Annotated in this window: 22 protein-coding genes; 8 read left to right on the plus strand and 14 right to left on the minus strand. The window is 69.9% G+C overall.

The genetic code is table 11. The features are described from left to right. Positions 1-2 precede the first annotated feature (2 nt). Both phnD and BIU99_RS02500 read right to left on the minus strand, forming a co-directional pair. Entirely contained in the window at positions 3-1,013 is a 1,011-nt protein-coding gene (gene phnD / locus BIU99_RS02495; RefSeq protein ID WP_071259133.1) for a phosphate/phosphite/phosphonate ABC transporter substrate-binding protein, read from the minus strand. 31 nt (positions 1,014-1,044) lie between these two features. Further along, positions 1,045-1,752 (minus strand): HAD family hydrolase, encoded by a 708-nt coding sequence (locus tag BIU99_RS02500; RefSeq protein ID WP_071259135.1) that lies wholly within the window; start codon positions 1,750-1,752, stop codon positions 1,045-1,047. Between the two features lie 150 nt (positions 1,753-1,902). Here BIU99_RS02500 and BIU99_RS02505 point away from each other — a divergent pair, with 150 nt between their 5' ends. After that, positions 1,903-2,520 carry an amino acid deaminase gene (locus tag BIU99_RS02505; protein ID WP_175484338.1) on the plus strand — a complete coding sequence of 206 codons (618 nt, stop codon included), beginning with the start codon at positions 1,903-1,905 and terminating at the stop codon, positions 2,518-2,520. A gap of 6 nt (positions 2,521-2,526) precedes the next feature. Here BIU99_RS02505 and BIU99_RS02510 read toward each other — a convergent pair whose 3' ends face one another. Together BIU99_RS02510 and BIU99_RS02515 are read right to left on the minus strand one after the other, a co-directional pair. After that, complete coding sequence (locus tag BIU99_RS02510; protein WP_071259141.1) at positions 2,527-3,087, minus strand: hypothetical protein; 561 nt, start codon at positions 3,085-3,087, stop codon at positions 2,527-2,529. An 83-nt stretch (positions 3,088-3,170) separates the two neighbouring features. Continuing rightward, positions 3,171-6,290 carry a DUF11 domain-containing protein gene (locus BIU99_RS02515; protein WP_083397153.1) on the minus strand — a complete coding sequence of 1,040 codons (3,120 nt, stop codon included), beginning with the start codon at positions 6,288-6,290 and terminating at the stop codon, positions 3,171-3,173. Positions 6,291-6,465: 175 nt separating this feature from the next. Here BIU99_RS02515 and BIU99_RS02520 point away from each other — a divergent pair, with 175 nt between their 5' ends. Both BIU99_RS02520 and BIU99_RS02525 read left to right on the plus strand, forming a co-directional pair. After that, positions 6,466-8,097: a LuxR C-terminal-related transcriptional regulator gene (locus tag BIU99_RS02520; protein ID WP_071259147.1), complete on the plus strand. Its 1,632-nt coding sequence runs from the start codon at positions 6,466-6,468 to the stop codon at positions 8,095-8,097. A 138-nt stretch (positions 8,098-8,235) separates the two neighbouring features. After that, positions 8,236-9,072, plus strand: coding sequence for an alpha/beta fold hydrolase (locus BIU99_RS02525; RefSeq protein WP_071259149.1), 837 nt, complete (start codon positions 8,236-8,238; stop codon positions 9,070-9,072). 63 nt (positions 9,073-9,135) lie between these two features. On the opposite strand, the gene BIU99_RS02530 is transcribed toward BIU99_RS02525, so the two are convergent. From BIU99_RS02530 to BIU99_RS02545, 4 genes are read right to left on the minus strand one after another with little or no spacing between them, the layout of a single operon-like run. Continuing rightward, entirely contained in the window at positions 9,136-10,473 is a 1,338-nt protein-coding gene (locus BIU99_RS02530) for a glycoside hydrolase family 32 protein (RefSeq protein ID WP_071259368.1), read from the minus strand. A 53-nt stretch (positions 10,474-10,526) separates the two neighbouring features. Then, a complete protein-coding gene (locus BIU99_RS02535) occupies positions 10,527-11,360 on the minus strand; it encodes a carbohydrate ABC transporter permease (RefSeq protein ID WP_064294695.1) in 834 nt (277 codons plus the stop codon). 8 nt (positions 11,361-11,368) lie between these two features. Continuing rightward, positions 11,369-12,319: a carbohydrate ABC transporter permease gene (locus BIU99_RS02540; protein ID WP_079002957.1), complete on the minus strand. Its 951-nt coding sequence runs from the start codon at positions 12,317-12,319 to the stop codon at positions 11,369-11,371. After that, a complete protein-coding gene (locus BIU99_RS02545) occupies positions 12,319-13,701 on the minus strand; it encodes an extracellular solute-binding protein (protein WP_071259152.1) in 1,383 nt (460 codons plus the stop codon). The genes BIU99_RS02540 and BIU99_RS02545 overlap by 1 nt, the downstream gene beginning before the upstream one ends. Before the next feature lie 150 nt (positions 13,702-13,851). Between BIU99_RS02545 and BIU99_RS02550 the strand changes: the two genes are divergently transcribed. Next, positions 13,852-14,892 carry a LacI family DNA-binding transcriptional regulator gene (locus BIU99_RS02550; protein ID WP_064294696.1) on the plus strand — a complete coding sequence of 347 codons (1,041 nt, stop codon included), beginning with the start codon at positions 13,852-13,854 and terminating at the stop codon, positions 14,890-14,892. A gap of 37 nt (positions 14,893-14,929) precedes the next feature. After that, a complete protein-coding gene (locus BIU99_RS02555) occupies positions 14,930-15,847 on the plus strand; it encodes a carbohydrate kinase (protein WP_071259155.1) in 918 nt (305 codons plus the stop codon). Positions 15,848-15,873: 26 nt separating this feature from the next. Here BIU99_RS02555 and BIU99_RS02560 read toward each other — a convergent pair whose 3' ends face one another. Continuing rightward, on the minus strand, positions 15,874-16,506 hold the full coding sequence (locus tag BIU99_RS02560) for a MerR family transcriptional regulator (protein WP_071259158.1): 633 nt from the start codon (positions 16,504-16,506) through the stop codon (positions 15,874-15,876). 69 nt (positions 16,507-16,575) lie between these two features. On the opposite strand from BIU99_RS02560, the gene BIU99_RS02565 reads away from it, so the two are divergent. Further along, positions 16,576-17,067 (plus strand): DUF4188 domain-containing protein, encoded by a 492-nt coding sequence (locus BIU99_RS02565; RefSeq protein WP_071259160.1) that lies wholly within the window; start codon positions 16,576-16,578, stop codon positions 17,065-17,067. Between the two features lie 3 nt (positions 17,068-17,070). On the opposite strand, the gene BIU99_RS02570 is transcribed toward BIU99_RS02565, so the two are convergent. Beyond that, the gene (locus BIU99_RS02570; protein ID WP_071259162.1) at positions 17,071-17,694 is read right to left on the minus strand and encodes a hypothetical protein; all 624 of its coding nucleotides are present in this window, start codon (positions 17,692-17,694) and stop codon (positions 17,071-17,073) included. Positions 17,695-17,740: 46 nt separating this feature from the next. Further along, positions 17,741-19,009: an ammonium transporter gene (locus BIU99_RS02575; protein WP_064294702.1), complete on the minus strand. Its 1,269-nt coding sequence runs from the start codon at positions 19,007-19,009 to the stop codon at positions 17,741-17,743. Between the two features lie 178 nt (positions 19,010-19,187). On the opposite strand from BIU99_RS02575, the gene BIU99_RS02580 reads away from it, so the two are divergent. Next, positions 19,188-19,499 carry a GNAT family N-acetyltransferase gene (locus tag BIU99_RS02580; RefSeq protein ID WP_071259164.1) on the plus strand — a complete coding sequence of 104 codons (312 nt, stop codon included), beginning with the start codon at positions 19,188-19,190 and terminating at the stop codon, positions 19,497-19,499. A 98-nt stretch (positions 19,500-19,597) separates the two neighbouring features. Here the strand turns inward: BIU99_RS02580 and BIU99_RS02585 are convergent, their stop codons facing one another. Both BIU99_RS02585 and BIU99_RS02590 read right to left on the minus strand, forming a co-directional pair. After that, positions 19,598-20,941 (minus strand): BNR-4 repeat-containing protein, encoded by a 1,344-nt coding sequence (locus tag BIU99_RS02585; protein ID WP_071259167.1) that lies wholly within the window; start codon positions 20,939-20,941, stop codon positions 19,598-19,600. A gap of 341 nt (positions 20,942-21,282) precedes the next feature. After that, positions 21,283-22,554, minus strand: a complete 1,272-nt coding sequence (locus BIU99_RS02590) for an HNH endonuclease signature motif containing protein (RefSeq protein WP_071259170.1) — start codon at positions 22,552-22,554, stop codon at positions 21,283-21,285. Positions 22,555-22,795: 241 nt separating this feature from the next. On the opposite strand from BIU99_RS02590, the gene BIU99_RS02595 reads away from it, so the two are divergent. Continuing rightward, the gene (locus BIU99_RS02595) at positions 22,796-23,386 is read left to right on the plus strand and encodes a DUF805 domain-containing protein (protein WP_071259173.1); all 591 of its coding nucleotides are present in this window, start codon (positions 22,796-22,798) and stop codon (positions 23,384-23,386) included. Positions 23,387-23,474: 88 nt separating this feature from the next. Here the strand turns inward: BIU99_RS02595 and BIU99_RS02600 are convergent, their stop codons facing one another. Then, positions 23,475-23,933 carry a VOC family protein gene (locus BIU99_RS02600; protein ID WP_071259176.1) on the minus strand — a complete coding sequence of 153 codons (459 nt, stop codon included), beginning with the start codon at positions 23,931-23,933 and terminating at the stop codon, positions 23,475-23,477. Between the last annotated feature and the right edge of the window lie 59 nt (positions 23,934-23,992).

Raw genomic sequence — 23,992 nt, forward strand, 5'->3', positions numbered from 1 at the left:
GGTCAGTTCGAGAACTGGTCGAGGATCTCGCCATAGCGGGTGATCTCGTCCGGTGCGGTCTTGTCGGTCCAGCCGGAGAGGCCGACGAGGTCGAACATGACCTGCTTCGCCGCATCGGAGGAGTCCGCGTAGCCCGCCATGAGCGTGGTGAGCTGCTTCGTGAGGTCGGCCGGGAGCGACTTCGAGACCGCGACGCCGCCGTTGGGGATCATCTCGGTGTAGGCGAACGCGACGACCTTGTCGGCGACGTCGGGCGCCTCCTTGAGGACGGTCGTGCGCGCGTCCCAGTAGCCGAACGAGACCTCGGCGTCGCCGTTGTAGACGGAGAGGACCGCGTTGTTGTTGCCCTCGACCGGCACCTGGGTGATGTCGGCGTCGGTGTCGATGCCGGCGTCACGCATGGCGACCACGGGGTACTGGTACCCGGCGGGCGAGGTCGCGGCCTGCAGGGCGACCTTGGTGCCCTTCGAGATCTTGTCGAGGGCCTTCAGCGCGGCCGGCCCGGAGCCGGTCCCAGCGTCGGCGCCGGGCTCGATGCCGTTGCAGTACGAGAGCGGGGTGTCGCTTGCTGCGTAGGTGACCATGACCGGAGCCTCGGCGCAGTACTTGTCGGGGTTGTTCGTGTAGGCGACCGACGCGTACGAGGTGGCGCCGAAGCGGACGTCGCGCAGGACGAGGTTCGCGTCGTAGCGTTCGGTCGCGTTGTAGAGCGAGCCGGCGTCGGTGATGATGACCTGTGCCTGGTCGCTGCCGAGGGCCTCGACGGTCGCGGCGTAGTCGGTCGCGACGACCCCGTTGACCTCGATGCCGAGGTTCTCCGAGAGGTAGCTGGTGAGCGGGTCGAGTGCTTCGGCGAGGTCCTCGCCCTCCACCGACGGCACGAGGGAGATGGTGATGGAGTCGGGCCAGGACGCCGTGCCCGTCGCCGACGGGGAGGAGGCGGCGGGGCTGCAGCCGGCGAGGGCGAGGGCGGCGACGGCCGCGACGCCGGTGAGGAGCAGGGTCTTGCGCATGTTCGGGGTGCCTTTCGAGGGTGGAGGGTGGTCAGGAGGCGGACGGAGCGGGACTGGAGGTCGGGGAGGCGTCGGGGAGGCGCGATGCGGCTGCGGCCCACGCGATGATCTGGTCGTACAGATCGGCGAGCGAGCGCCCACGCATCGTGGCGGTGGCCGTCGAGCGCTCGAAGGTCGCGCCGACGAGGGCGGTGTCGGCGCCCAGTTCGGCGGCGGGAGCGAGGTCGTTCTCGACGATGTCGCCGACGGCGAGGACGGGGCCGGCGGCGAGCGCGTCGCGGATGAGCGGGACGAGGCCTGCCGGCTTCCCGACGGTGAAGTGCACGGCGTCGAACGCCTCGGCGACGCCCCAGGACTGGAGGACGGCCGTGATGCCGTCGCCGGGGGCGTTCGTGGCCAGGACGAGTCGGGCGTGGGCGCCCAGCGTCTCGAGGAATGCGGGCAGGCCCTCGGGGGAGTCGACCGCCGCCTCGCTCGAGCCGAGCAGAGCGCGCGAGTCGTCGTAGGACGCGCCGATGACGTCGGCACCGACGCCGGCTTCGCGGGCGATCCGGGTCACGGCGTCGTAGCCGTCGCGGGCGTCGGTCTCGCCGTTCGAGAACGCGGCGAGGGCGGCCTCGGCGCGCATCGCGAACTCGGAATCGCCGGTGCGCTCGGCGATGGCGCGGGCGAAGGCCGTGATCGGCCCGTCGCCGAGGGCGAGGGTGCCGTCGAAATCGAAGAGGATGGTGGGGGCCACAGGCGCTCCTTCTGAGCGGGTCGTTCACACGGCCGCTCCTGCGGACGCTGCGTCCATCATGGATGGCGAGTGTGGACGCAATCACCATGGCGGGTGAACGGCGGGTGAATTCACCGACGCACGAGCCGCCTATGCTGTGGTGCTGTGATGATGACGGAGCTCGCGCGACGAGCAGAGACCGAACCCTCGACCGTGCTCGAGGAGCACTCCTGGTTGGGTGCGGCGATCGACGACGACACGGCGGCCCGCCGGTTCGCCTCCTGGGGAGCGTCGACCGTCATCGACGAGCACACGGGTGGGCCGGTGATCCCTCGTGTGCTCTTCGAGGCGCTCCATGCGCGCGCCGACCTCACCGCGGTCTGGCCGGTCGGGAACGCCGGGCTCCTCCACGTCTACGGCTACCTGCTCTCGTCGGTCCCGACGCCCTACGGGTTGAAGCGCGACCGCTGGCTGGACGGAGCGCTCGCACGCGCGTTCGGGCTCCCCGACGACGAGTTCGTCCCGTGGGCCCGTGCGTCGTCCCTGCTGTCGCGGGTGACGGCGGCCGCGCAGGACCTGCTCGCACGACCGGCACGGACTGCCGACGGCCCGTCCGGTCGGATGCGTCTGGCGCTCGGCGACCCGACGGAGACCGACGCCGTCGCGCTCGCGTACGGCATCGACGAGCGCCTGATCACGACCTTCCCGGTCGCCTCCGGAGCAGCGGTGCTGGAGGAGTGGGACGCCGACCCCGACCGTCCCCGGTGGAACGCTGCTGTCGAACGCTGACGTGGATCAGGCGTCGGAGGATTCTCGGCGGGCGTCGCCGCGACGTACGGATCGCACGCCGGATCGGCGGAGGCGCCCGGCGACGAGACCGGCCAGCTCCATGGCGAGGACGTAGCTCACGACGCGGACCGCGAGCAGCACGATGACGAGCACCGGCGAGACGAGGTCGGGTGAGATCACCGCGAAGGACAATGCCCAGATCGTGACGCCGCCGGCCGCCGCAGCAAGCCAGGTCGTGGTGCGGGCGGGGTGACGGCGGCGCGCGAGCACCAGGTCGATCGCCGCGGCCGGAACGACGAGCGCGACGATGATCGCGGGGCCGAGGGCCGTGACGGGCAGTGCGAGGAGCCCGGTGACGGCTGCGGTGAGCGCCGTCGCACCGGGGACGCCCGTCCAGCGCCTGGCGAGCATCGGCATCACCATCGTGACGGCGGCGATCGCGGCGTAGAGCACGGGGTTGAGCACCGCGGCGGTCGAGGTCAGCGGGCTGACGAGGAAGAGGATGACGGCACCGACGGCGCCGAAGGCCGCACAACGCAGCAGGGTCGTGGTGGTCGCGGATCTCATGGCCTCAACAGGGTAGTGGTGGTGGCAGGACGACGGGCGAGCCGAGCCCGAAGGCCCGACCCGCCCGATCGGTCAGGTCCGGGTCAGCGCCCGGTGACGAGGCGGCGTCGGATGACGAGCCCGGTACCGAGCAGCAGCAGGACCGCCGCCCCGACCACCAGCGGTGCCACGGTCGTTCCGGTCGAGGCGAGCACCGGACCCGGCGTGCTCGCGATGGCCGTGGACGGACCGGAGGCGAACGACTCGCCGCCCGGCGTCACGCCGGTCCCGAAGGCGGTGTTGCGGATCGAGCCCGCGTTCAGGTCCGCCTGGGTGACCGTGTAGGTCGCGGTGCAGACGACCTGGAGCCCGGGGGCGAGGAGCGCCGTGCCCGTCGGGCAGGTGATCGCGGAGAGCGTCCCGGTACCGGTGAAGTCACCTTCCTGGACCGCGACGTCACGCAGCGTGACGTTACCGGTGTTCGTCACCTGGAACGAGTAGGTGATGACCTGTCCCGCAGTCGTGGCCCGCTCGACGTCGGCCGTCTTGACCACCGAGAGACCGGGGACGGGCGGCGACGGGATCGTGACCTCGGACGGCGGCGAGACCGGCGGGACACCGTTCACGCTGTTCGGCGGCGTCGCCGTCGCGGTCGCCGAGTTCGTGATCAGGCCCGCGTCGACGTCGGCCTGCACGACCGTGTAGGTGGCCTCGCAGGTGATCGTCGCGCCCGGTGCCAACGAAGCGGCTTCGGCGGGGCAGACGACGTCGGACACCTCGCCGGCGCCGGAGAACTCCCCTTCCACCACCGTCGGGTTCGTCAGCGTGACGTTCCCGGTGTTGGTGAGGAGGAAGGAGTAGGTGACGACCTGGCCGACCGCGAGGCCGCCTTGGGCCACTGCATCGGCCGACTTCACGACCGTGATGGCGGGTGTCGCCGGGAACGCGACCGTGGTCTCCGACGGCGGCGAGACCGGGGGCGTGCCACCGTTCGGCGGGGTGCCGGTCGCGGTCGCGGTGTTCGTGACCGATCCCGCGTCGACGTCGGCCTGGGTCACCGTGTAGGTGGCCTCGCAGGTGACGGTCGCCGCCGGGGCGAGCGAGCCTGCCGCGGGCGGGCAGACGACCTGGGACAGCTCACCGGTCCCGGTGAACTGGCCCTCGACGACCGAGACGTCGGAGAGCGTGACGTTCCCGGTGTTGGTGACCAGGAACGAGTAGGTGACGTCCTCGCCGGCGTTCGCGACCGTGGTCGGCGTCGCGGACTTCGCCACCGTGATGGCGGGCGCTGCCGGGAACGCGACCGTGGTCTCCGACGGCGGTGAGACCGGGGGAGTGCCGCCTGCCGGCGGGGTGCCGGTCGCGGTCGCCGAGTTGGTCACGGAGCCGGCGTCGACGTCGGCCTGCGTGACCGTGTAGCTCGCTTCGCAGGTGACGGTCGCCGCCGGGGCGAGCGAGCCGGCTGCGGCCGGGCACACCACGTCGGAGAGCTCGCCGGTGCCGGTGAACTCGCCCTCGACGACCGAGACGTCGGTCAGGGTGACGTTGCCGGTGTTGGTGACGAGGAACGAGTAGGTGACGTCCTCGCCGGCGTTCGCGCCCGTGGTCGGCGTCGCCGACTTCGCGACGGTGAGCGCCGGGGCCTGGGCCACGCCCGGGATGGTGACCTCGGACGGCGGTGAGACCGGCGGCCGGCCCTGCGGCGGTGTCCCGGTCGCGGTGGCCGAGTTGGAGACGGTACCGGCGTCGATGTCGGCCTGCGTCATCGTGTACGTGGCTTCGCAGGTCACCGCCGCCGCGGGTGCGAGCGTCGCGGCTCCCGGCGGGCAGACGACGTCGGAGAGTTCACCGGTCCCGGTGAACGTGCCCTCGTCGACCTGGACGTCGGTGAGCGTGACGTTGCCGGTGTTGGTGACGAGGAAGGAGTAGGTGATCTCGTCGCCGACGGCGTACTCCGCCGCAACGGGGGACGCGGACTTCACGACGGTGATCGCGGGAGCCTGCGGCACGAACTCGACCGTGGCGTCGGCCGGCGGGTTGAGGCCCACGCTCGTGATGTTGTCGGGCCCGTTCGTGAACGTCCCGGCGACGGGCGACGTGACCTCGACGGTCACGGCGCAGGAGGTCATGCCCTGGCTGAGGTTCCCGGTGACGTCGATCGACGAGCCGCCCTCGGGCGCGGTGACGACACCCGACGGGCAGGTGGTCGAAGCGTCGCCGTCGGCGATCGTCAGGCCGGCGGGCAGCGCGTCCGTGAAGGACCAGCCGTTCTTCGCCGCGAGTTCGTCGGTGTTGGTGATCGTGAGGGTCAGCGTGGACGTCTCACCGGCGACGACGCTCGCCGGGCTGAACGACTTGTCCAACTGCGGGGAGACGTCGAGCACCTGGATGTTGTCGAAGGCGTGGTCGTTGCCGGCCGTGCCGCCACCGGTCAGGTTGCGGGCGACGATGCCGACGGTCGCCCCGGGGAGCAGGACCGCACCCGGCGAGACGTAGGTGCCGACACGGACGTTCTCGGCCCCCGCAGCGCCGGTCGCCGGTGCGGTGACGGACCGGGAGCCCGCTGCGGTACAGCCGTTGATTGCCCCGACGGAGTGCGCGCCGCCCTGGTCGTCGGTGAGGAAGAACTCGAGGACGGGCTGCTGCGACGCGTTGCAGGACACCGCGGCGAGATCCACCGAGGTCGTGAGGTACCGGCCCGCGCTCGTGAGCGCGATCGGGTCGACGGTCGCGAACTCGACCGCGTTCGGCGGGTTCATCGTGAGGGTCTGCTGCGAGGTCCAGGCACTCACGGAGTGGTTGGCCGTGTCGCCGGCGCCGAGGGCCCAGGCGAGCTGCCGCGTGCGCCCTTCACCGGACGCCGACGCCGCGAGGCACTGCGGCTCCGCGGACGAGGCGAAGCTCGTGATGTTCCCGTTGCACTGGGTGTGGTCGCGCCAGGAGGCGTCCGCGGTGTACCGCGTGCCGTCGGCTCCGACGTAGTCCTCGAGGTACGTCGGCGACGTCACGCCGTTCTCGAAGTCCTCGGAGTAGACCACCGAGCCCGACTGCGGGGTCCCCGGCGTCCCCGGCACCGCCTGCGCGCTCGAGCCGACCCCGACGAGCGAGAGCGCCGACAGGACGGTCACCCCGATGATCCCCATGGTCGCGCGACCGGCGGACGGTGCCCCCCACCGGTTCCGCCACCGAGCGCGGTGACTCCTTCGACCCGTGTGCTGCTGCATGTGTGTCGCCTTCCCCGTGAAGCGGCGGTGCGCCCGCCGAAAACCTGGCCCCAGCTGCGGGGCCGAGGATCAGTAGAGCGGCAACCCCGACGCGGTCCGGGCGGATCGGCCAAAGACCACCCCGCATCCTGCCCCGGGTGTTCCCCGACAGGTGGCGGTCACTTAGGGTTGACCCGTGCACACCGGTTGGAAGAGGTACTTTCCCTCCCTCGGGGCGGGGTTCCTCCACCCCACGGACGTCGCCCCGGTCACCCGTCTCCTCACCACGGCCATCCAGGAGGAGGACTGGGACACGGTCGTCTCGGTGATCGAGTACGAGTGGGGGATCCTCATGGCGCTCGACCTCGCGACGCTCGACCGCGCGCTGCAGGCACTCCCGGTGCGCGTGCTCTCGAACCACCCCATCGTCTTCACCGTCCGGGAGATCCGCCTCAACATCCGTGGGGAGACCGACGCACTCGACCAGTCGGTGGGGCGGTTCCAGCTCCCGACTGATCCCGACGACATCCGTGACCGCGCCCGCTCCGAGCTCGCGCGCATCAGCCTGAGTGCATCGACGGCGTTCATGATCGCCTACCGCGTGCACGGCCGGCACCAGCGGGCGTTGCACTACGCGCGGATCACCGAGGAGCTCGCTCGCCGAGCCCGCGTGCACCGCCCGACCGAGTTCGCGCCCCGCGTCCCCACCGCCCTGCTGCAGGTGGGGATCACGAAACTGCTCGTGGGAGACCTCCACGAGGCGAGCCTCGTGCTGCGTGAGGCGTACGAGCTCCGGCACGAGTCCTGGGACGGCCGGAACGGTGGGGACGCCTCCGGCAAGCTCGCCCTGCTCTACGCGGTGCGCGGCGAGATCGTGGAGGCGGACCGCTGGCTCGAGCGCCACGACGACGGGGGCGGCGCGCACGGGTGGATGGTGCCCCTGGTCCAACTGTCGGGGTCCATCGCCCGCGCCTTGATCGCCATCGCCCGCGTCGACCGTGCGGCGGCGGAGGCCGCGCTCGCGACGCTGGAGCTCCAGGTCAACCGTGAGCGGTCCTGGGCCCCGTTCATCACCTACGCGCAAGCGCAGCACGCACTCCTGTGGGGCGATCGACGGGCGGCGCTGCAGCTCATCGAGCGCACCCGCGTGTTCGCCGGTCGCAGCCTGCGTCATGCCGGATCGGAGCGACTCCTCGACGCCGTGGAAGCGTCACTCCTCCTCGCCCTCGACCGCCCGACGGAGGCCAGCGTCCTCCTCGACGGTCGTGACCGGAACGCCCACACCGCGGCGGTCGCCTCGCGGCTCGCGCTCCTGACCGACCGCAAACCCCTCGCGCGGGAACTCGCCACCGCCGGGCTCGCGGAGGAGCACATCGACGCCGGTGCGCAGACGGAGCTGCTCATCACCTCGGCGCTCGCCGACGACTCGGACGAGGACGGTCGGCGGCATCTCCTCCAGGCGATCGCCACGACGGCGCGGACCGGGATGCTCACGCCCTTCGTGGTCGCGCCGCGCAGGCCGCTCCGACACCTCCTCGGCATGATGTCGCCCAGCGAGACCCATGCGCGGATCGAGCGGACGCTCGCCTCGAGTCCCGAGCCGACGCCGGAGACCGTGCAGCTCGTGGAGCTCACCGCCACCGAGCGCCGGATCCTGCAGCTCTCTGCGGAGGGCCGGACCCGGCAGGACATCGCACTAGCGCTGTACGTGTCCGCGAACACGGTGAAGTTCCACTTCCGGAACGTCTACCGGAAGCTCGGCGTCGACTCCCGCGAGGACGCGCTGGCCACCGCGCGGCGGTTGGGGTTGCTCCCGACCGAGCGGTGAACGTCACTGGTCGCCACGTCGCCGGAGTCTTCAGCGGATAGGACATCGCCTCGCGGTTCGCAAGCCCCCATCCGCTCGCACCGCCTCCGCCGAAGCTGGTCTGAGTGGCCGCGACCCGCGGCCCGGGAGAGGAGCACCATGACGGAGATCACCGCACACCACGGCCTGCTGAAGGACACGAACCTGCACGTCGACGACACCGGTGGCACGGGACGCCCGGTCGTCCTCATCCACGGTTGGCCGCTGTCCGGTGCGTCGTGGAAGGAACAGGTCCCGGCTTTCGAGGCCGCAGGCTACCGCGTCATCACCTACGACCGCCGCGGCTTCGGTCGCAGCGACAAGCCGCTCACCGGTTACGGCTACGACCGGCTCACCGACGACCTGCAGGCGGTGCTCGAAGCGCTCGACCTGCGCGACGTGACGCTCGTCGGGTTCTCGATGGGTGGCGGTGAGGTCGCCCGGTACTTCAGCCGCCACGGTTCGGAGCGCATCCACAGCGCGGTCTTCGCCTCCGCGGTTCCGCCGTACCTGCTGCAGACGGCCGGAAACCCTGACGGGCCCCTCCCGGTCTCCGAGGCCGCGAAGATGACGGCCGGGCTCACGGCGGATCAGGACGCGTTCTACGACCAGTTCACGACCGACTTCTTCTCAGTGGACGGCGAGCTGAAGGTCACAGAGGAGCAGCGTCAGGAGGCCCTCGCGCTCGCGCACCAGGCGTTCAAGCCCGCCGCACTCGAGGCCATGGCGTCGTTCGCGAACACCGACTTCCGCGACGACCTGCCGAACGTCACCGTCCCGACCCTCGTCATCCACGGCGACAGCGATGCGACCGTCCCCTTCGAGGGCTCCGGTGCACGGACGCACGCGGCGATCCCGTCGTCGACGCTGTACGTCGTCGAGGGTGCGCCGCACGGCGTCAACGTCAGCCACGCGGAGGAATGGAACCGGGCCGTCCTGGACTTCCTCGCGAAGTAGGTCCGGCAACCGCATGCGGTGACGCGCGGCGCACCCAGCGCTGCGCGTCACCGCGTCTCCGGGTCAGCGGGACGCCGACACGCCGCCCGCGACGGGGAGGGCCAGCGACCAGGCGTCGGCTCGCACGGTCGCATCGTGCCGCACGGCGTACCGCTCGCCATCGGCCGGATACGCGCGGAAGGTCCGAGCGGGGTGCCCGGTGTGGTGGATCTCGACGATGGACGCGTCGATGAGGATCCGGACCTCGTCGCCTTCGATCAGCTCGCCCCGCCAGATCAGCTGCGTGTCCGAGCCCTCCAGCTCGAGGGAGGCCGTGCCTGCGCCTGTGAGTCGCACCTCCGCCTGATCAGGGAGTTCCGCCGCGTCGACGAGCTCGGCACGGAGCCTCGTCAGCTCCCGCGCCGGTATCAGCTCGACCTCGTCGCCGCGGACCACGAGCTCGCGCGGGAACGTCAGCATGCCCGACCACCCCTGCTCGTCGGTGTCCGCCTGCGTCCGGCCACGCACGCCCTCGGGTGCGATCTCCTGGGCCCAGCCCCAGAGCAGTACCCGCTCCGACTGTCCGTCCGAGCCGTCGGACTGCACGGCCTGCGGCGCGTAGAAGCTCGACCCCTCGTCGATGATGCCGGTCCGGCGGGCGCTGAACACGGGTCGCCCGGTGGCGTCGTCGAGCTCCATCGAGCCGAGGACCCAGGCCACCCCGCGGTGCGGACGGCCGTCGAGCCACAGCGAGACCAGCAGCACCCAGTCGTCGCCGACGCGCACGAGCTGGGGGCACTCCCACCCTTCGCACGGAGCGAGCTCCGAGACGACCGGCGCCTCGGCCGTCAGCAGGTACCCCTCCTCGGTCCAGGCGTCGAGGTCGTCGACGCCGTAGAGGAGCAGTGCGCCACCGACGTCGGAGCGACCCGCGCCCTGGATCGCCCAGCGGCGCCCACCCAGCTCGAAGACGAACGGGTCGCGCACCATCGTCACGCGCTCATCGGCGGGGAGCGAGGCCGCGACGACACGTTCGCCGCTCCAGTCCTGCGCATCCGCCGAGCCGTGGACGACGACGACCTCCGACAACCCGTGTCGATCACGCGCGCCCGAGTACACGACGGCCGGCCGGCCCTGATCGACGACCCCGACGCCGCTCCAGCAGCCGAAGCCGTCGGTGGTGTTCGGGCGTGGAGCCAGGGCCACCGGGTGTTCCTCCCAGGCGAGCAGGTCCGGCGAGCTCACGTGACCCCAGTGGATGTCCTCGTGCCTGGCCGACCCCGGGTTGTACTGGAAGAAGACGTGCCAGCGACCGTCGACGAACATGATGCCGTTGGGGTCGTTCAACCACCCGGCCTCGGGTCGGGGGTGCAGCAGCGGGAAGCCGCGGTCGAGGACGTGCGTTGCGTGGAGGCCGGTCATGGCTTCCTTTCGGTTCGAGATCGGTCGGATCGAGGGGAGGGCGGTGGTGTCGGTCACTTGCTGACGCCGGCGGTGAGCCCTTCGCGCAGCGGCTTCTGGCCGAAGACGAAGACCAGCGCAGCCGGGATCATGGACAGGACGACACCGGCGAGGACGGTCGCGACCGACCCGGTGCCGAGGTTGCCCTGCAGGGTCACGAGCCCGAGCGGGAGGGTGAAGTTCTGCTCGCTGATCGTGAGGATCAGTGGTCGGAAGAACTCGTTCCAGTGGTAGTTGAACGCGAGGATGCCGACGATCGCGAGGCCCGGGGCGGCGAGCGGCAGGTAGATGCGGAAGAAGATCTTCCACGGTCCCGCCCCGTCGATCTGCGCCGCCTCGGCGAGCTCCGGCGGCAACCCCATGAAGTACTGCCGCATGAGGAAGGTGCCGAACGCCGTCGGGATCATCGGGATGATGAGCGCGAGGAGCGTGTCCGACAGTCCCATGCCGCGGATGAGCATGAACACGGGGACGATCGTCACCTGCATCGGCACCATCATCGTGGCGAGGATCAGTCCGAACAGGATGCGCTTGCCGCCGAAGTCGAAGCGCGCGAACACGTAGCCGGCCATCGCCGCACTGAGCATCTGTCCGGCCGCGATGAGGAGCGTCACCAGTGCGCTGTTCCACGTGTAGAGCAGGATCGGGATCTTCTGGAAGACGTCGATGAACGCGCCCGGGCCGAACTCGGTCTGCCCGGTGGCGACGTTCGCGGGGGTGAGCGCGGTGATGAGCGTCCACACGACGGGCGCGAGCGTGAGGAACGCGGCGATGACGAGGACGAGGAACTTCCCGGCCGTGGCGAGTCGGCGGCGTGATGAGTCGGGGGTGACTGCTGCGATGGACATCTGGGACCTCATCCGTAGAAGACGAAACGCTTGCTCAGTCGGAACTGTGCGGCGGTGACGAGCATGATCAGGAGCGTCAGCACGATGCCGATCGCTGCGGCGAGACCGAAGTCGAGCTGCTGGAACGCGGACTCGTAGATCACCATCACCGCGGTGCGGGTGTCGTCTCCCGGCCCACCGCGCGTGAGGACGTACGGCTGGTCGAAGATCTGCAGGGCGCTGATGATGGCCATGACGGAGGCGACGAGCATGGTCGGGCTCACGAGGGGCAGGGTGACGTTCCGGAACTGGCTCCAGCCGTACGCGCCGTCGAGGGACGACGCCTCGTAGACCTCGCGCGGGATCGCGGCCAGTCCACCGATGAACAGCAGGAAGGTGAAGCCGAAGTTCTGCCACACGTAGACGAGGAGGACGACGATCTTCGCGCCGAACCCGGTCGTCAACCAGCCGATGTTCCCGACGCCGAAGAGTCCGAGGAACTCGTTGACGAGGCCGAACTCCTGGTTGAACAGGTACGACATCACGAGCGACACGGACGCGGCCGACAGCACCAACGGGAAGAACAGTGCGGAGCGGAAGAAGGTACGCAACCATTCCGGCATCCGCGACTGCACGAGGATCGCGAGCAGGAGGGCGACGGCGAGCTGCAGCGTGACCGCCACCACGACGAAGCCGACCGTGTTCAGGAAGGACACGCGCACCGTGGGGTTGGCGGCGAGGTCGACGAAGTTGCCGACGCCGACGAACTCGGGTGCCGAGATGATGTCCCACCGGAAGAAGGCGAGGACGAACGACCCGATGATCGGGACGAAGCTGAAGAGTCCGAGGCCGATGAGCGTCGGGGCGAGGAACACCCAGACGAGCAGTCGGCTGCCGCGAGGGGCACGCTTCCGGCGTCCGGTCTCGGCCTCGGGCGGGACGACCAGGGCCCGGGTCGCCGTCGGTGACTGCAGTGCCATCATCGTCCCTTCAGTGCGAGCTCGAGGTCCCGCTGCATCGTCTCGAGGCCACGGCGGACGCCGTTCGGGCCGTTCGTGATCGTGCCGACCACGTTCTTGATGAGAGCCGACTCCACGGCAGCCTGCTGGGGTGGCGCGGGCATCGGGCCGGTCGTCGGGAACCGGTCGAGGGTGTCGTAGAAGACCTCCCAGTGCTTCGGGCCGATGTCACCGCCGTACAGCTCGGCGTTGAGCGACCTCCGGGGCAGTGACGAGTCGGGCTGGCTGTGTGCGATCGACATGCCCTCGACGGAGATGCAGTACTTCATCCACTCCCACGCCTCGTCCTTCCGTTCGGAGGTCTGCATCATCGCGTAGCCGCCGGCTCCGAACTGGTGGCGCTGGCCGCGCATCTTCGGGAAGTAGGTGACGTCGTACTCGTCGTCGCCCAGGCCGGCGTCGTTGAGGCCCTTGACCCAGAACCCGCCGGCCGGCGTCATGCCGACCGAGCCGCGGGAGAAGAGCGAGACGAGCTCGTTGCCGCCGCCTTGGGCGGGGTTCGCGGCGATGCCCTCGGAGACCATGCGCTGCAGGACCTCGAAGCTCTCGACGGTGCGGTCGCTGAGTGCGTCGGCGTTCTCCCACAGGTATCCGCCACCACGCGGGGTCTCGTCCGGGTAGAACTTCGACCACATCCAGTCGCCGCCGGGTGCCTTCTCCTCAGTGAGGAAGCTCGTGTCGTTGATGTACAACCAGGGCACGACGCCGCCCCAGAGACGGTTGTTCCAGAAGTACGGCAGGAACGAGCCGGGGGCACTGGCCTGCATGGTGCGGCCGACGGTGAAGAAGTCCTCGACCGACCAGTCGTCGCGCGGGCGCTCGAGGCCGGCCCGCTCGAACGCGGAGGTGTTGTAGTACATGTTCGCCGCGTTGAAGTTGTCGGGCAGTTGGAACAGGTTGCCCTTGTACATGAACGACTCGATGAGCGAGGGGTTCACGTCGTCGAAGTACTCCTGCAGCTCGGCGGCGTCGCGCTGCACGTACTCGTCGATCGGGTGGGCGAGTCGCTCGGCGAACAGCTGCGTGCCCTCCGTGGCGACCGACACGATGTCCGGCGGGGTGCCGGCCGCGACCATCGTGAGGATCTTGGCGAAGAAGTTGCCCCAGTCCTGGCCCTGGATCGCGATGATCCGGACGGGGATGTCGGGGTGCAGCTTCTGGAAGCCGTCCACGAGCGACTGCCGGGCAGCGGCGTCCTGGGCGGTGCCGAAGAGGGCGACGGTGAGGGCGTCGTCACCTCGGCCGGGGATGTCTCCGCCGGTGAGGCGCGGCCAGGAGATGGCCGTGCCCGCCAGACCGAGACCGAGCAGGGCGAGTGCCGCCCTGCGACTCAGATCAACCACGTTGTTGCTCCTGCGAAATCGGGGCCGACCGTTCGCAGGGCGCGGACGATGAGCCGTGAATGGAGGTGCTGAACGGATTCAGCAGACGAAACATAACACAGCTCCGCGCGATATGCTGAACTGATTCAGCAAACCGCACGAGGGAGTGTCATGTCCACGCAACGCCGCCGCACGACCCTCGCGGACGTCGCGGAGCGCGCGGGCATGTCCAAGGCCGCGGTGAGCATGATCATGAACGACCGCCCCGGTTCCCGGCTGTCCGCGGACGCCGTCGAACGGGTACGCGCCGCCGCAGCGGAGCTCGACTACCGCCCGAACCCCGCGGCCCAGGTGCTGCGCCGCGGGAAGACCAGGACGATCGGGTTCATCTCCGACGAGGTCACGCTCACCCGGCACGCCTCGGGGCTCATCGGCGGTGCGCTCGAGGTGTCGAAGGCCCACGACCACACGATGCTCATCGCGGAGACCGAGGGGATCGAAGGTGGTCTCGCCCGCGCCTTCGAGACGATGATCGACCACCGGGTCGACGGCATCCTCATCGGCCTCCTCGGCGCCCGCCTCATCGACCTCCCCGCCACCTCGACCGGTGTCCCCGTCGTCGTGCTCAACGGAGCGTCCTCCTCGGGACACGCGAACGTCCTGCCCGACGAACGTGCGGCCGGGTACGCGGTCGCGAAACGGCTCGTCGACGCGGGCCACAGACGGATCGGCGTGGTCGGCGACCTGCCGCAGGACGTCATCAACGATCCGCGACAGACGGCCACGGTGGCACTCCGCTTCGCAGGCATCGCCGCGGCGTTCGCGGAGGCCGGGATCGAACCTGCTCGGGTCGACATCGTCGAGTGGCAGCCGGAACCCGGTTACGAGGCGACGGCCACGCTCCTCGAGCGCCACCCGGACGTCACGGCCATCCTCGCGGCGAACGACGGCGTCGCCTTCGGTGCCTACCAGGTGCTGCTCGAACAGGGACGTCGGATTCCGCAGGACGTCTCCGTCGTCTCCTTCGACGACGAGATCCTCGCCGGCTACCTGCGCCCGGGCCTCACCACCGCACGGCTGCCCTACCAGGAGATCGGCGCGCTCGGAGCCTCGATGCTCCTCGGTCAGCACGCCCTCGGACACGAGCTGGTCACCATGCCGATCATCGAGCGCGACTCGCTCATCGCCGCGGTGTCGACCGACGCCGGTTGACGCCACCCGAACCCAGGACCCAGCAGAGAGAGATGCCATGCACGCAGCCCCCACGACCGACGTCCTCATCGCCGGCGAGACCCTCATCGACATCGTCCGGCGGCTCGACGGGACGCAGGCGGAGAGTCCCGGCGGCAGCCCGGCGAACGTCGGGATCACCCTCGGTCGGCTGGGCCGCGTCCCGGCCCTGGTGACCCATGTGGGCGACGACGAGCGAGGCGCGGCGATCCGCTCCTGGCTCGACGCGTCCGCGGTGACCCTCGTGTCGGCTCCGACCGGCCGGACGTCCACGGCGCAGGCGACCCTCGACGCCGAAGGCGCGGCCACCTACGAGTTCGACCTCTCGCTCGATCTGGAGGCCTCGGGTGCGCCGGACGCCGCCGTCGTCCACACCGGCTCGATCGCCTCGGTCCTCGAGCCGAGTGCCGACCGCCTCCGCGAGTTGGTCGAGGCGCGTCGTCCCTCGGCGCTCATCACCTACGACCCGAACATCCGGCCGTCGCTCATCGACGACGCGGCCCGCGTCCGTCAGGCGGCGCTCGACTGCATCGCGCGCGCACACGTCGTGAAGGCGAGTGACGAGGACGTCGCGTTCCTGCTGCCCGGTGTGGCGCCGGTCGACGCCGCTCGGGAGTGGGTCGCGGCCGGGCCGGGACTCGTGGTCGTGACGATGGGTGGTGACGGGGCGGTCGCGGTCAGAGGCGGCTCCGTGCTCGAGATCGAGACGCCGCGGGTGCAGGTGGCCGACACCGTCGGTGCCGGCGACACGTTCATGGGTGCGCTGATCGACGGACTGCTGACCGCCGGTATCGCAGGGCCCGGGGCCGAGGAGCAACTTCGTGGGGTGTCCGACGAGGTGCTGCAGCAGCTGCTCGACCGCGCCGCGCGGGCTGCGAGCATCACGGTGTCGCGGCCGGGGGCGAACCCGCCCACCTCGGCGGAACTCGACGCCTGAGGCGCTGGGCGCTGGGCGCCTGAGCCTCAGGACGGCTGGGATGCCGGCGCTCCCGTCCCCGCGAACCGCTCCGACGACACCACCTGCTGGGCCGCCCGACGGAGGGCGAGGATGAGCGGTTCGGTGAGCACGGTGCCGAGCACGATGTACTGCACCGCGAGCTCGGGTGAGTCCGCCGGGATGCCGTCGATCTCGGCTTCGGCGATGCTGCGCGCTGCGTCGACGTAGCGGTCGAGGACTGCGGGTGGCACGGTGAAGCCGGCTCGTTCCAGGGTGTCCAAGGCCCCGGCCAGGCCGGCGAGGAGTCCGGGATCGCACTGCGCCTCGATCCCGCCGAGTCGTTCGTAGAGCTCGAGTGCGCGGGTCGTGTCGACCGGACCGCTCGGGCGTGGGGTGACGGCGGTGTGGGCGACGCCGAGGAGGTCGTAGGGCCCCGCCGGCGGTGAGTCGAGCGCGGCGACGACGTTGCGGGTCTCCGCGATGGTCACGCCGGCGGTGAGCAGCGCGCGGATCACGCGGAGCCGGGACACGTGTGCGTCGCCGTAACTCGCCTGGGTCGCCGAGGTGCGCTCGCCCTCGGGGAGGAGTTGCTCGCGCAGGTAGTACTTGATGGTCGCCACCGGCACCTCGGACACCGCCGCGAGTTCCGAGATCCTCATCCTGTCCTCCTCGTCTGGATAGTGCTACTATCCAACTTGGATAGCGTCACTATCGAACAGGAGCAGTCTATGTCACGCGTCGTCGTCGGCCGAATCACCCATCGTCACGAGGGTGAGCTCGTCGTGTTCCACATCGGAATGACCATCAACCAGTGGTGGCGGGTGGACAAGTGGCTCCCGATCTTCGGTGACATGCCGCGCATGCTGCAGGAGCTCGTGTCCGATCCGGAGTCCGGGCTCCTCGGCTCGCACGTCCTGCTCGGTTCCAGTGGCCCGTACCTCGTCCAGTACTGGTCGTCGATCGACAAGCTCTACGCCTACGCGTCGGCTCCGGCCTCCGCCCATCGGCCCGCCTGGTCGCGCTTCAACAAGCGTGCCCGGTCCGCGCCGAAGGCCGTCGGCGTCTGGCACGAGACGTTCCTCGTCGATCGCGCCGAGAGCATCTACGTGTCGACCCCGTCCATGGGGCTCCCGGCGGCGACCGAGGCGGTGCCCGTCGGGTCGCGGCAGCAGCACGCGCGACAGCGGTTCGCCGACGGCCGGACCTCCGGTCAGCGTTAGCGATCAGCGGTAGCGCGGCGGAACGGCGAACGGCGCGGAGACGAGGGCGGCACCCTGTGGGACCTCGCCCTCGCCGCGCCGGATCGGACCGCGCAGGGCGAGGGTGATCCGCAGGCCGTCGGCGGGATCGTGCGCGGCGTCCGGCTGCTCGAAGCTCAGCGTCGGCGGGTCCTCCGAGGTGCTGTAGCTCAGCAGGATCATGGAGCTCGACCCCGAGGCCCGGAGCCGTGGTCTCGAGAGGCGCACCGAGGCTTCGCGGACCGTCAGGACCTCGTCGCGGTGCAGGATGCGTCCGGGGCCGTTCAGCTCGTTCCCGCCCGCGCGGACCGCGACTTGTGGGCCGGCGAAGCCGACGATCGCGTGATTCATGTCGTCGGGAGCGGCGATGAGTCCGGCGGCGTCACGGAGCTCGACGACCTGCAGTCGCCAGCGGATGCGGCGGTCGACGTCGGTGCTCGTCCAGACGTCTCGCACGCTGCCACGGCCACGGTCGAGTGGTTGCCGGACGAGGTCGGCGAACCGGACGAGCCGGGGCGGGCCCGGGTCGGCCGGTGGTCGTGACGCGACGTCGACGAGGACGAGATGAGCGGGGGTGGCAGCCGGTTCGGGTCCAGCTGCTCCGCGCATCTCGTCCTCGTCGGGTCGGGTCGGGCAGGTCGTTCAGGCCGGTGGATCAGGCCTTGGTGTCGACCAGGACGTACCCCTCTTCACCGTGGACCACGGTGTCGATGCCGGCGATCTCGTCCTCGTTCTTCACGCGGAAGCCGATCGTCTTCTCGATCGCGAAGCCGATGATGAAGGCGAGCACGAAGGAGTAGATGAGGACGGCGAACGCGGCGATCGCCTGGACGAGCAGCTGCGAAGCGTCACCACCCATGAAGAGGCCGGTGCCGTTGGCGAAGAAGCCGAGGTACAGGGTTCCGATGAGGCCACCGACGAGGTGGATACCCACGACGTCGAGCGAGTCGTCGAAGCCGAGCTTGAACTTCAGTTCGATGGCGAGGGCGCACACGACACCGGCCACGAGGCCGAGGACGATGGCCCAGATCGGGTGCAGCGAACCACACGCCGGGGTGATCGCGACGAGACCGGCGACGGCACCCGATGCGGCACCGACCGAGGTCGGCTTGCCGTCCTTGATCTTCTCGACGATGAGCCAGGCGAGCAGGGCTGCGGCCGGCGCCGCGATGGTGTTGACGAACACGAGTGCAGCGGTGCCGTCGGCCGCCAGTTCCGAACCGGCGTTGAAGCCGAACCAGCCGAACCAGAGCAGACCGGCGCCGAGGAGCACGAACGGCGGGTTGTGGGGGACGTGGACGCCCTTCTTGAACCCGACGCGGCGGCCGAGGACGAGCGCGAGGGCGAGGGCTGCAGCACCGGCGTTGATGTGGACCGCGGTGCCACCGGCGAAGTCGATGACGCCGACGCCGAAGACGTCCTGCAGGCCGTGCGTGATCCAACCGCCGTAGGCGAAGCTGCCGTCGTCGGCGAGGCCGAAGTTGAACACCCAGCTCGCGACGGGGAAGTAGACGACGGTCGCCCAGATGCCGGCGAAGATCATCCAGGAGCCGAACTTCGCGCGGTCGGCGATGGCGCCGGAGACGAGGGCGACGGTGATGATCGCGAAGGTGGCCTGGAAGGCGACGAAGGCGAGTGGCGGGTAGGCCGCTCCCTCAGGCGTCTCGAGGGCGGCGGTCAGGCCGATGTTCCCCGTGTCGATCGCCCAGGGGGCGACGGTGCCTTCGGAGCCGGGGAACGCGATCGCGTACCCGTAGAGCACCCAGAGGACGCCGATGAGGCCGAGTGCGCCGAAGCTCATCATCATCATGCTGATGACGCTCTTCGCCTTGACCAGGCCGCCGTAGAAGAACGCGAGCCCTGGTGTCATGAGCAGCACGAGTGCCGCTGATATCAGGATGAACGCTGTGTTTCCTTGATCCATTCGAGGTGCCTCTCCGCAGGGACGCGGCTGGAGCGCGTCGGGTGCGCCCAGCGTGACACCGGCGTGTTTCCGATGGCCTGTGCGCGTGTTTCCGGCACGTTGCGGAATCGGCCGCTGCGTAAACAGCACATGACGGATCGCTCGACGTACAGTGGGGAACGAACGGAAGGGAGCCCTGATGTCGACATCGAGCACACCCGAGGACGGCCCGCAGGTCGTCCGCAACGATGACAGCCACGAGTACGAGATCCGGGTGGGGGAGCGCGTCGCCGGGATCGCCGGGTACCGGGAGGAGCCCGGTCGCATCCTCTTCACCCACACCGAGATCGATCCGGACTTCGGCGGACAGGGGCTCGGCAGCGTCCTCGCCGCTGCGGCACTCGACGATGCGGTCGAGCGAGGACTGACGATCGTCCCGTGCTGCCCCTTCATCCAGGCGTATCTCCGGAAGCATCCCGACTTCAGGGGCGAGGTGTCCTGGCCGGAGTGACCGGTCGTCATCCGGCGTGAGGTGGCCGTTCATCCGGACCGAGCTCCGGAAGCATCCGGACTTCAGTGGCGGGGTGTCCTGGCCCGAGCGACCGGTCGTCACTCGGTGCGTGGCAGCCTGAGCAGGACGGCCTCGCACCGGTGGTCCTGCGAGCTCGCCATGTCCCCGCGGAACCAGAGGAGCGAGACCGTCGAGGGGCCACCGGGTGCGACGATCGGACGCAGGTTGTCGACGTCCGAGTCCTCCGTGAGCGGTGTCCACGTCCAGGTCGCTCCGCCGTCGCCGGTGCGACCGTGGAAGATCTCGTGGTGGGCGAGCGGTTGGTCGTTCCGCGGATCGATCGGCGTCGAGACGTAGAGCGAGTCGAGGTCGTCCGGGTCGATGGCGGCGAGTCCGGTGTAGTCCTGTTCGTGCGGGAGGAGGCCGGGGCCGGCGAGGGCGAGCGGGTGCACCTGCCAGGAGCCGCCGGGTGCGAGGCGGGCGAACAGGAACCGGTGGTCCAGGACAGGCCGGAGGCGTTCGGTCGCCTCGTCCGGATGCGCTGGTCCGTCGTCGGCGCGGGCGGAGACGACGGCGGCCACGGTGCCGTCGGGGGCTCGTCGCACGTCGACGGTCCAGCAGTGGGAGAGTCGGTCGCCGGCCCAGGTGCCGCCGTCGGGCATTCGTGAGCCGGCGGCGACGAGGGTGGTGAGCTCGACCTGCGAGGGTGCGTCGCCACGCAACGGATGCGGGTCGACGACGGCGCCGTCGGTCCGGTGGAGCCCGTCGGCGTCGAGGAAGCCGTGGTAGACGCTGTTGTCGTAGTCGCGCGGGTGGTGGTCGGTGGTGATGAGGTCGATGCGACCGGGGGAGGAGACGTAGCGCGTGTAGCCGTTGACGTAACCGACCTTCGGTCGGGTGAAGAGCTTGCCGGCGTAGGTCCAGGTGTCGCCGTCGTCGTCCGACACGAGCGCGCACTGGTCGTCGTTGACAGCGCGGGCGAAGCAGTACAGGCGGCCGTCGAGTTCGTGGAGGTTCGAGTACGTCACGCCGAGTCCACCGGTGTGGGCGCTCCAGTCGAACGTGTGCTCGGGCCCCCAGTGGCGCGGGTCGTGCGGTTCACTGATGCGCCAGCGGGTGAGGTCGTCGGTCTTGTGGCGGGTGTACATCGCGAGCCAGCGCCCGTCGCGCCGCCGCCAGAGAGCCGGGACGTCGTGATCGTCGGACTCGAGGCGTTCGTGCAGGACGACGATGTCGGCGGTGCCGGTGCTGAGGTCGACGACGGTGACCTCGACGTTGCCGCCGCGCTGCTCGCCGTCGACGCCGCCCGTTGACGCGATCGAGCCGACGACGAGGAGGTTCGATGTGGGATCGACGAGCGCGCGCTCGTCCTGGAACCAACACCAGGCGGCGTTGTCGTTGACGACCATCGGCGTGGTGGAGGTGTCGTTTCGGCGCAGCATCGCGACCTTCCGGGTGGGGTTCCGGACGAGGTTACCGGTGCGAGCGTGCGCCCGGCAAGCGCTTTCCGGGCGGCGGTTCGGCTCGGTGTGCGCTCTGGCCGGCAGCGGGACCGGAAGTGCCCCGCGTGGACCGCTTCCGCTCGCCGAGATGTCCCTACCCGACTGCCCTTCGACAGGCTCAGGGACCGAGTGTGTCTGAACACACTTTTTCCGGTCACCGAGCTTGTCGAAGTGCCCACGAGAAACCCTTCGACAGGCTCAGGGACCGAAACATCCCGGGTGAACCTCCTCCGGTCACTGAGCTTGTCGAAGTGCCCACGAAGGAGCCTTCGTCGGCGGGGTCAGAATGGTGCGGGATCTGGCTCGGTTCGGTGGTGCTTGCCGTCGGGTGTCGTCCATTCGAGGACTCCGCCTGGTTTGTGGTCGAGGTTCCACCCAGGGAGGTGCTTCATCCGGTGGTGATGTCGACACAGGCAGGCGAGATTCGCGACATCCGTGGTGCCGCCGTCTTCCCACGCGATCGAATGATCGAGATCGCACGCTCTGGCGCGTCTGCCGCAGCCTGGTGCGCGACAGGTGCCGTCCCTCAACCGCACCGCGCGTTGCAGGTCGGCCGGAACGCGGTACTGGTTCCGGCCGACGGAGAGAACCGCACCGGTCTCGGGTTGGACCAGGATCCGGGTGAAGCTGGGCGCGTTCACCGCGATACGCGCTGCGGTCTCGGGGTCGATCGGGCCGTAGCCGTCGAGGGTAGCCGGGGCATCGGAGACGCCGGCCATGCTGAGTGCCGGGACGGTGATCTGCACGGTCGGTGTGATGTGTTCCTGGACCTCGATCGGGTGCGGGAGCACCGGGTTCGATGCGACGTCTTCCGGGGTCACACCGGTCAGGGCGAGGGCCGCGAGCGCGTCGGCCTGGAGTTGTCCGCAGGTGCGGGTGTCACCGGCCTTGCGCGATTCGGCGGCGGTCGCTTCGACTCGCTCGATGATGCCCTGCGCGATCGGCGCGGTGGTGAACAGGTGCACCCAGGCCATGCCGTCGGCGGCCGGCTCGAACTCAACCCGACGGTCGGCCTCAGAGCGGACCGCTCGGGCGGTGATCGATTCCGGATGGAGGCGCTCGCGCAGGACGCGGGCGCGTTGCCGGAGGTACGAGACGGTCGCGCCTTCGGCGACCGGCAGCACCTGCTCGAGGAACACCGCCCGGCCAGCGGCAGGGACGTCGCAGAGCTGGTCCGTGATCACCTGTGCATGCCTCGCCGAGATACGGCCCGCCTCGAGCGACGCCAGCACCGCCGGTGCGTCGTTCACGAGGCGCTCGGCGTCGTTGGTCGCACGCTGGATCGTCCGCTCCGGGATCCGGGTCGCCATCGCGAGGGCCGCACACGTCGACCGGCGAGACAGGGCCTGGCGTTCGGCCGGCGGGAAGATCGCCGGGACCGTGGCGTCCGCGAAGGCATCGGCATAGGCGGCGGAGCGGGCGAGGAGGCGCGCCTTGCGTGCGTCGAGGACGGCCTGCTGCCGGTGGAGGTCCGCCCATTCATCCGAGAACTCCGCGAGACGCGCGGCGTATTCGTCGCTCGCGCGGATCGCGCTGAGCGTGGTCTCGGTCATGGGACGAGTCCACCATGGACCACTGACATTCCAGATGACGAGTTGGGTCGGACGTGGAAGGGTCCTCGTGTGCCCTTCGACAGGCTCAGGGACCGGAGGCCGGAGCGGGTGCTCGGGGCTGGCCGAGGATCACCGAAATGCCGCGGAGCATGCCCGAAGTCGGTCGGTCGCGCAAGTTGTTCTGAGGTGGACATGTGTTATGCCAGGGTCTCATTACCGAGTACCTCGATCGAAAGACACCATGAGTTCCAACGCCACCCCTGACTACCCCGCGACGCCGACGTACAAGCAGCCGTACGCGCCCGCTCCGATCCACGGCGCCGCCTCCCCGGATGACCTGACGCTCCCGCTCTACGGAGCGACGTTCCCGCAGGCGGTCAAGCGCTACCTCCGCAAGTACGCGACCTTCACCGGCCGTGCTTCTCGGAGTGAGTACTGGTGGGTCACGCTGTTCGTCTTCCTTGTCACGCTCATCCCGAGCATCCTGTTCTTCACCGGCGTCCTGATCGGCGCGACATCCGCTGCCGCGCAGCGCGAGGCCGTCGTGTTCGACAGCAGTACCGGCTCTCGGACCTACTACACCCAGCCCGGCATCCTCGAGATCCCCGGGGCTGCTCCGCTGATCCTGACGGGCGTCGTCCTCCTGGGCCTCATCTGGCTGGCGACCATCGTCCCGAACCTGGCCCTCGCTTGGCGCCGTCTCCACGACGCCAACTTCCCCGGCCCGTTCTACTTCTTCTCGCTCATCCCGTCGGTCGGCGGCATCATCCTGCTCGTCCTCTTCCTCCTGCCCTCGAAGCCCGAGGGTCAGCGGTTCGACACCGTGCGCTGAGTCGCAACCCGACGACCGGAACGGGCCGGTGCGGACACGATCGTCCGCACCGGCCCGTTCCCTGTCTCGCCGGACGGGCGTGGACGCCTCAGCCGGCCGCCGCCACGTCGAGCACCCACGTGACGCCGAACCGGTCGGTCACCATGCCGAAGCCGGGGCTCCAGGCGGACGCGGCGAGCTCTTCGACGACCGAACCTCCCACAACGAGTCGGTTCCAGAACACCTCGACCTCCGCGAGCGTCTCGCCACGCACCGCGACGAAGCAGGACTGTCCGGTGACGGTCGCCCCGTGCTCACGGCGGGTCGTTCCGGTGCCGATCAGGGACGCCGCCGGAGCTCCGGGGCTGTCGTACGCCATCACCCGGAAGCCGTCCTCGGATTCGACCTGACCGAAGACGACCAGGTCGGCGCCCGGAGCGTCCTTCGGCATCCCGACGTCGCTGTAGCTCGCGATCGTCGTCCGCCCGCCGAAGACGGACTGGTAGAACTCCAGCGCAGCGCGGGCGTCGCCCTGGAAGTTGAGGTGGGTCGTGGTCGTGATGCTCATGTGTGCTCCTCGAGTCGTGCCGGGCTCCTCCCGGTCGAGCACCACTGTCTCAGGCGTCT

It is taken from the genome of Plantibacter sp. MMLR14_011, from assembly GCF_001865025.1.
Lineage (GTDB): Bacteria > Actinomycetota > Actinomycetes > Actinomycetales > Microbacteriaceae > Plantibacter > Plantibacter flavus_A.